The organism is Streptomyces sp. N35 (assembly GCF_016464295.1).
Classification (GTDB): domain Bacteria; phylum Actinomycetota; class Actinomycetes; order Streptomycetales; family Streptomycetaceae; genus Streptomyces.
In genome coordinates this window covers 1-573 of record NZ_JAEIMH010000232.1, presented here as the reverse complement: position 1 = coordinate 573, position 573 = coordinate 1, and the positions used below count along the sequence as shown (strand labels likewise).

Genomic DNA, 573 nt, shown 5'->3' with positions numbered 1-573 from the left:
CAAGACCGCGGTCGTCGGCAAGGACGGCTGGACCGTCGGCGGGATGGCGAAGGGCGCCGGAATGCTCGCGCCCGGGCTCGCCACCATGCTCGTGGTGATCACCACGGACGCGGCGCTCGACAGCGACGTACTGGACAAGGCACTGCGGGACACGACCCGCCTGACCTTCGACCGGATCGATTCGGACGGCTGCATGTCGACCAACGACACGGTGCTGCTGCTCGCCTCCGGAGCGAGTGAAGTCACCCCCGCATACGCGGAGTTCGCCGCCGCCGTACGCGAGGTCTGCGACGACCTCGGGCAGCAGCTGATCCGCGACGCCGAGGGCGCCAGCAAGGACATCGAGATCGAGGTCGTGGGCGCCGCGAGCGAGGACGACGCCGTCGAAGTCGGCCGCTCCATCGCCCGCAACAACCTCCTCAAGTGCGCGATCCACGGCGAGGACCCCAACTGGGGCCGGGTGCTCTCCGCGATCGGCACGACCAAGGCGGCCTTCGACCCGGACCAGCTGAACGTCGCCATCAACGGCGTCTGGGTCTGCAAGAACGGCGGCGTCGGCGAGGACCGTGAGCT

1 protein-coding gene is annotated in these 573 nt (G+C 69.5%); it reads left to right on the top strand.

From position 1 onward, the window contains the following. Positions 1–573 (top strand): bifunctional ornithine acetyltransferase/N-acetylglutamate synthase (locus tag JAO81_RS42005; RefSeq protein WP_199553262.1); only part of this gene is annotated, 573 nt, incomplete at both ends.